Source organism: Clavibacter sp. MX14-G9D, from assembly GCF_032917815.1.
Classification (GTDB): domain Bacteria; phylum Actinomycetota; class Actinomycetes; order Actinomycetales; family Microbacteriaceae; genus Clavibacter; species Clavibacter michiganensis_K.
The window spans coordinates 1-6576 of the sequence record NZ_JAVCVL010000157.1 but is presented as its reverse complement, the minus strand read 5'-3'; the positions used below and the strand labels follow the sequence as shown (position 1 = coordinate 6576).

The 6576-nt window shown below is 75.4% G+C and carries 7 protein-coding genes; 2 read left to right on the top strand and 5 right to left on the bottom strand.

Translation table 11 applies throughout. The features are described from left to right. The 3 genes from Q6969_RS11760 to Q6969_RS11750 form a co-directional block, all read right to left on the bottom strand. Positions 1–804, bottom strand: an 804-nt coding sequence (locus tag Q6969_RS11760) for a 3' terminal RNA ribose 2'-O-methyltransferase Hen1 (RefSeq protein WP_317230605.1), incomplete at its 3' end; no start/stop codon positions are given. Between the two features lie 71 nt (positions 805–875). Further along, complete coding sequence (locus Q6969_RS11755; protein ID WP_317230604.1) at positions 876–1430, bottom strand: GNAT family N-acetyltransferase; 555 nt, start codon at positions 1428–1430, stop codon at positions 876–878. A 22-nt stretch (positions 1431–1452) separates the two neighbouring features. Further along, positions 1453–2025 carry a TetR family transcriptional regulator gene (locus Q6969_RS11750; protein WP_317230603.1) on the bottom strand — a complete coding sequence of 191 codons (573 nt, stop codon included), beginning with the start codon at positions 2023–2025 and terminating at the stop codon, positions 1453–1455. A gap of 45 nt (positions 2026–2070) precedes the next feature. On the opposite strand from Q6969_RS11750, the gene Q6969_RS11745 reads away from it, so the two are divergent. Next, complete coding sequence (locus Q6969_RS11745) at positions 2071–3114, top strand: NAD(P)-dependent alcohol dehydrogenase (RefSeq protein ID WP_317230602.1); 1044 nt, start codon at positions 2071–2073, stop codon at positions 3112–3114. A 24-nt stretch (positions 3115–3138) separates the two neighbouring features. Here Q6969_RS11745 and Q6969_RS11740 read toward each other — a convergent pair whose 3' ends face one another. Together Q6969_RS11740 and Q6969_RS11735 are read right to left on the bottom strand one after the other, a co-directional pair. Continuing rightward, positions 3139–3723, bottom strand: coding sequence for an NAD(P)H-dependent oxidoreductase (locus tag Q6969_RS11740; RefSeq protein ID WP_317230601.1), 585 nt, complete (start codon positions 3721–3723; stop codon positions 3139–3141). A gap of 34 nt (positions 3724–3757) precedes the next feature. Continuing rightward, positions 3758–5197, bottom strand: coding sequence for an NAD(P)/FAD-dependent oxidoreductase (locus Q6969_RS11735; RefSeq protein ID WP_317230600.1), 1440 nt, complete (start codon positions 5195–5197; stop codon positions 3758–3760). Positions 5198–5385: 188 nt separating this feature from the next. Between Q6969_RS11735 and Q6969_RS11730 the strand changes: the two genes are divergently transcribed. Beyond that, complete coding sequence (locus Q6969_RS11730; protein ID WP_396335541.1) at positions 5386–6537, top strand: bifunctional 2-methylcitrate synthase/citrate synthase; 1152 nt, start codon at positions 5386–5388, stop codon at positions 6535–6537. Positions 6538–6576 lie beyond the last annotated feature (39 nt).

Sequence of the window (6576 nt, the reverse complement as noted above, 5' to 3'; positions counted from 1 at the left end):
CGGGGAGCGCGGCGCGGCCGGCGCGGACGCGGTGCCCGCCGTGCCCACGGTGCCCGGCTCCGCCGTCCGCCCCTCGTCGAGGAGCGCGTCGGCCTCGCCCACGAGGTCGCGCTGGTGCGCGAGGTAGCGGCGGGGGATCAGGTCGCGGGCCGGGTGCTCCGCGAGCCAGCCCTCGCCCGCGCGCAGCAGCTTGCCGACCTCGTCGTCCGAGACCCAGTAGTGCTTGCCGTCGTCGAGCACGGGCAGGAGCACGTAGAGGTGGCGGAGCGCGTCGGCGAGCCGGACGTCGCCCGTGAGCACGAGGTCGACGTAGGCGGAGTCGCCCCAGGCGGGGAAGGCGGGATCCAGCGGCACCGGCTGGACGTCGACCTGCCAGCCGAGCGGGGCGAACAGCTCGCGCACGAGCCCGTCGCCGCCGCGGGCGGGAAGCGCGGCGACCGTGACCGTGAGCGGCAGCGTGCCGGCGGCGAGCTCCGGGAAGGACTCGCTGCGCCCGCCCATGGCCGTGCGGAAGACCTGCCCGATGGCGACGGCGAGCATCGACGAGGACGCATAGGGCCGGTCGTTGACGTAGTGGGTGATGCTGAGGGCGCCCGCGCTGCGGAACCGCGCGTCGCGGACGAGCGCGATCGGGTCCACCTCCAGCAGCAGCGCCACCGTGCAGCGGTCGTCGGAGACCTCGGGGTAGAGCACGTGCGCCGTGCCCACGGGCAGGTCGAAGGACTGCGCCTTGCCGGGGTGCTTGCGGAGCAGATGGCTGAGGTCCGAGGCGGAGGGCGCCGTGGAGGTGAGGGTGATGAGCACGACGGTCTCCCTGCTGGCGTATGCGACCCGGTGCGGAGGCCTCGGCCCACCGTAGCGAGCCGTGCCGCCCCTCAGAGGCGGACGACGCGGTACGTCTCGTCGACCGCGAACCCGGCGCGGGCGTAGAGGGGGATCGCGCGGGTGCTGGAGTGCACGCGCACGTAGCGGCAGCCGGCGTCACGCGCGACGTCGAGCAGCGCCCCGAGGAGGCGCGCGCCCGTGCCCGAGCCGCGGAGCGCGGGCAGCACGTACACCGACTGGACGTCCCCGGCGACGCGGCTGAGGTCGTCGGGCGTCGGCGGCCGGTCCGTGAGGGCGATCCAGGCCATGCCCACGATCCCGCCGCCGGCCTCGGCCTCCGCGACGAGGCACCGGTGCGTGGCGGCGTGCGCCTCGGCGAAGGCGACGGTCGCGGCGGCGTATCCGGCGAGGTCCGTGGCGGGCTCCGTGCCCGTCTCGTCGACGCTCCAGCGCCAGCGCAGCTCGGCGACGCGCGGGAGGTCCGAGGGGCGCGCGGGGCGGATGGCGACGGCGGGCCGATCGGGACGCCTCGGAGCCCCGGCGTCCTCGGCGGTGGCGGCGGCGTCGTCCGGTCGGTCGCGGGGCGCATCGGCGGGAGCGGTCATGGACCGAACCTACGGGCCGCGGTCAGCCGCCGCAGAGCCCGGCGCGCACGGTCTCCGCGAGCGCCCGACGGCGGCGCGCGTGCACCGCGTCCGGCTCCTCGGCGGTCGCCACCGTCGTGATCGAGATCTGCGCCCAGCTCGCGGCCGTCGCGATGAGCAGGCTCCACACGTCGTCGGGGCCGAGGTCCGCGCGGATCCGGCCCGCGGCCTGGGCGGCGACGATGTCGCGGCGATGGCCCGCGTCGTGCTCCTCGAGGCCGGGGTAGAGGTAGCCGGCCGGCTCGCGCTCGAGGCGCTTCCACATCACGAGGCGGGCGAGCGCGGGATCGGCCAGGTAGTCGTCGTACAGCAGCGCCGCGTAGCCGGGCAGGTCGTCGGCGGTGAAGGGCACGCGGTCGCCGTTCGCGATCACGTGCTCCGCGAAGACCGCGTCGAACAGGCGGTCCTTCGACCCGAAGTGCGCGTAGAGCATGGGCTTGCTCATGCCGGAGGCGGCGGCGATGCGGTCGACGCGCGCTCCGGCGATGCCCCGTGCGGCGAACTCCTCCGTGGCGGCGTCGAGGATGCGCTGGCGGGTGCGGTCGGCCGTCGTCATGCCCTCGACCCTACCGATCTACCAACCAGTAGGTAGGGTGGGGGCATGCGCACCACAGCCCTCCTCTCCCCGGCCTCCGGCCAGCCCCTCCGTCCGACGCCGATCGACCGCCGCGCCCTCCGCCCGGACGACGTCGACGTGCGCGTCACGCACGTCGGCGTCTGCCACTCCGACCTGCACGCCCTCGCCCAGCCGGGCCGCGGCGAGGCGCTCGTCCCCGGCCACGAGTTCGTCGGCGAGGTGGTCGCGGTCGGATCCGCCGTCACGGCCTTCGCGCCCGGCGACCCCGTCGCGGTGGGCAACATCGTCGACTCCTGCGGCGCCTGCCGCATGTGCCGGGCGGGGCACGAGAACATGTGCGTCGAGTTCCCGACGCTCACCTACGGCGGCCGCGACCGGGTCGACGGGTCCTCCACGCTCGGCGGGTACTCGGGCCGGTACGTCGTCCGGGAGTCCTTCGTCTACCACCGGCCCGCCGCCCTCGACCCCGCCGCCGTCGCCCCGCTCATGTGCGCGGGCGTCACCGTGTGGGAGCCGATGCGCGCCGCCGGGGTCGGCCCCGGCACGCGCCTCGGCGTCGTCGGGCTCGGCGGGCTCGGGCACCTCGCCGTGCGGCTCGGCCGGGCGCTCGGCGCCGAGGTCACGGTGTTCACCACGACGGCGGCCAAGGCGGCCGACGCGGAGAGGCTGGGCGCGAGCCGCACCGTGGTCTCGACCGATGCCGCCGCGATGGCCGTGGCGGACCGGAGCCTCGACCTCGTGCTCGACACGGTCTCCGTGGCCCACGACCTCGCGCCCTACCTCCGCGCGCTCGACCTCGACGGCACGCTCTGCGTGCTCGGCCACCTCGGCCCGCTGTCCGTGCAGGCGATGGACCTCCTGACGGGCCGCCGTCGGCTCGCGTCCTCGGGCAGCGCCGGCCGCCCGGCGACCCGGGACCTGCTCGACTTCTGCGGGGAGCACGGCATCACGGCGGACGTGGAGGTGCTGCCCGCCGCCGCTGTGGAGACCGCGTTCGCCCGCCTCCGCCGGAACGACGTGCGCTACCGCTTCGTGCTCGACATGGAGGGGATCGACGCCGCGGTCTGACCGGATCCCCACGCCGCCCCGACCTCAATCGATCGCGGCGACCACCTCCGCGACGGCTCGCTCCACCTCGGCACCCGTCGCGTCGCGGTCGCCCGACTCGGAGTCGTGGACGAACGCGGTCGCGCCCCGCCGGGCACCGCAGTAGTCGAGGATCCCGTGGCCCACCTGCGTCTCGAACGCCGACAGGTAGCCGTGCCGCGCGAACGACGCGCGGCTCGTGCCGGACACGGGGACCAGGTGCACGGTGAGCCGCTGGAGCCGCTCCTCGATGCGCCCCTCGTCGTCGATCCCGAAGGCCCAGCCGGCGATGAAGGTGCGGTCGATCCAGCCCTTCAGCAGCGCGGGCATGGACCACCACCACACGGGGAAGACGAGCACGACGTGATCCACGGCATCGAGCCGCGCCTGCTCGGCGAGGACGTCCGCGGGGGCGGCGGCGTCACCGGAGTAGGTGCGCCGGTCGGCCATGCCGAACACCGGGTCGAAGCCCTCCTGCGCGAGGTGCGCGAGCGTCGTGCGGTCGGCGCCGAGCGCGTCGGCGAGCCGGCGGGCGACGTCGTGGGTGAGGGAGTCGGGATCGGGGTGGGCCGTGACGATCAGCGCGCTCATGCGTCCATCCGACCACGCCCGCCCGGGCGCGTCCTCAGTCGAGCTCGGCCGCCCGGTCGTCCTCCTGCAGCAGGCGGCGGGCCGCGATGCCGATGATCGCGCTGTACGTCGGGTACGCGAACCGCACGTGCGCGAGGGTCGCGACGTCGACGCCGGCCGCCATCGCGGTCGTCACCGACTGGATCACCTCGACGGCGTTCTCGCCCACGGCGTGCGCCCCGAGGATCAGCTCGCGGCGACGGTCGGCGATGAGCAGCAGGAAGCCGGCCTCGCGGTCGTCGATGACGGCGCGGTCGACCTCCGAGAAGGGCACCCGCGCGACGACGCACGCGCCGTCGCGCTCGCGCGCCTCCGCCTGCGTGAGCCCGACGCCCGCGTAGTCCGGGTCGGTGAACCCGCCCGCGGGGAGCAGCTGCAGCGGGATGCGCCGGTTGACGCCCAGCACCGCGTTCTCGGCGGCCGCCTCGCCCTCGGACTGCGCGGCCTGCACGAGCATGTCCTTCCCGTTCGCGTCGCCCACCGCCAGGATGTGCGGCACGCGCGTGCGCAGGTAGCGGTCCACGGGGATCGCCGATCGGGTGACCTCGACGCCCGCGGCCTCGAGCCCCAGGTCCTCGACGTCGGCCGGCCAGCCGGTGGCCATGATCACGGCGTCGAAGCTGGAGGACTGCGGCCGGTCGCCCGCGCGCCAGAGCAGCGTGAGGGAGCCGTCGCCCGAGCGCGTGATGCCCGTCACGGTGTCGATGCCCACGTGCACGCGCACGCCCTGCGCGCGGAACGCGTCGGACACGGCCTCGGAGACCGCCGCGTCGGAGGCCGTGAGCACGCGCGGCGCGACGTCGAGCAGCGTGACCTCCGCGCCGAACGAGCGGAAGACGGTGACGAGCTGCGCGCCCGTGTTGCCGGCGCCGATGACGGCGAGGCGGCGGGGGATCTCCGGCAGCGCGAGCACGTCCTCGGGCACGGTCGCGAGCTCCGCGCCCGGCACCGGCAGTCGGCGCGAGTGGCCGCCGACGCACACGATCACGGATCCCGCGGTGATGCGCCGCCCGCTGTCGAGCACGAGCGTGCGGTCGTCGACGAAGCGCGCGCGGCCCTCGTGGACGAGCGTCACGCCCGCCTCCCGGAACCGCTCGGCCTCGCGCTTGAGGGAGCGCACCCGGTCGACCTGCTCGTGCACGCGCGCGACGATCGACGGCCAGTGCGGCACAGGCTCGCCCACGCCGATCCCGCTCTCACCCGCGGAGCGCACCTCGCGCACGAGCCGCGCGGTCTTCGCGAGCACGCGCGTGGGCACGCACCCCGTGTTGACGCAGGTGCCGCCGACGCGGCCGGCCTCCAGCACGACGACGGACGCGCCCAGCTCGGCCGCGCGGAGGGCCGCGGCGGTGCCGGCGGGCCCCGCCCCGATCACGGCGACGTCGTAGTGCGCCGGGGCTTCGGCGGGATCGGCGTGGTCGGGGCTCTCGGGCATGGCGTCCTCACGGGTCGGCGCGGCTGCGCGGTCGGCGCCTCGGGAAGGGCCTGACGGAAGGCTACCGAGCCGGCGACGGCGCGACCCGGCGCCGCAGGCGGCCGTCACCCCTCGCCCGGGAAGGCCCGCCCCGATACAGTGACGAGCGCACCCGCGGGCGACCCGATCCGCTCCACCAGCGGTGCGGCATGCCGCGAAGGAGCACCATGGCCGACATCCGCAAGGGACTCGCCGGGGTCGTCGTCGACACGACCGCGATCAGCAAGGTCGAGCCGGCCACCAACTCCCTCCTCTACCGCGGGTACCCGGTGCAGGAGCTCGCCGCCTCCTGCTCCTTCGAGCAGGTCGCCTACCTCCTCTGGCACGGCGAGCTGCCCACCGACGAGGAGCTCGCGCACTTCGAGGCGCAGGAGCGCGCCGAGCGCCAGCCCGACGAGGCGGTGCTGCGCATCGTCGACGCGCTGCCCGTCGACGCGCACCCCATGGACGTGCTCCGCACCGCGGTCAGCGCGATCGGCGCGGCCGACCCCACGCCCGACGACCACTCCGCCGACGCCGACCTCGAGCGCTCCGTGCGGCTCCTCGCGCAGATCCCCGTGCTCATCGCCCACGACCAGCGGCGCCGCCAGGGCCTCGCGCCGGTCGAGCCGCGCGACGACCTCGGCCTCGCCGAGAACCTGCTGCTCATGGTGCACGGGGAGCGGCCGACCGAGGCCGACGCTCGCGCGCTCGAGGTCTCGCTCATCCTCTACGCGGAGCACTCGTTCAACGCCTCCACGTTCACGGCGCGCGTGATCACGTCGACCCTCGCCGACCTGCACTCCGCGGTCACCGGCGCGATCGGCGCCCTGAAGGGCCCTCTGCACGGCGGCGCCAACGAGGCCGTGCTCCAGACGCTGGAGGAGATCGGCGACGCGTCGCGCGTGGAGGCGTGGCTGGATGCGGCGCTCTCCGCCAAGCGCAAGGTCATGGGCTTCGGCCACCGCGTCTACCGAGCGGGCGACTCGCGCGTGCCCACCATGAAGGACGCGCTCGACGAGCTCGTCGCCGTGCGCGTGGAGGCCGGCGGCGCGGCAGGGGAGTCCGCGACCCGCACGATGGAGCTGTACGACGCGCTCGAACGCGGCATGAGGGAGCGCACCGGGATCCTGCCGAACCTCGACTACCCGTCGGGCCCCGCGTACGCCCTCCTCGGCTTCGAGACCCGGGCCTTCACGCCCCTGTTCGTCGCCGCGCGCGTGGTCGGCTGGACGGCCCACGTCGTGGAGCAGCGCGCCGCGAACTCGCTGATCCGCCCGCTCTCCGAGTACGACGGACCCGCCGAGCGCCACCTCGCCTGAGTCGCCGTCACGCGGCCGGGGCCCCTCCCGCCGATCGTT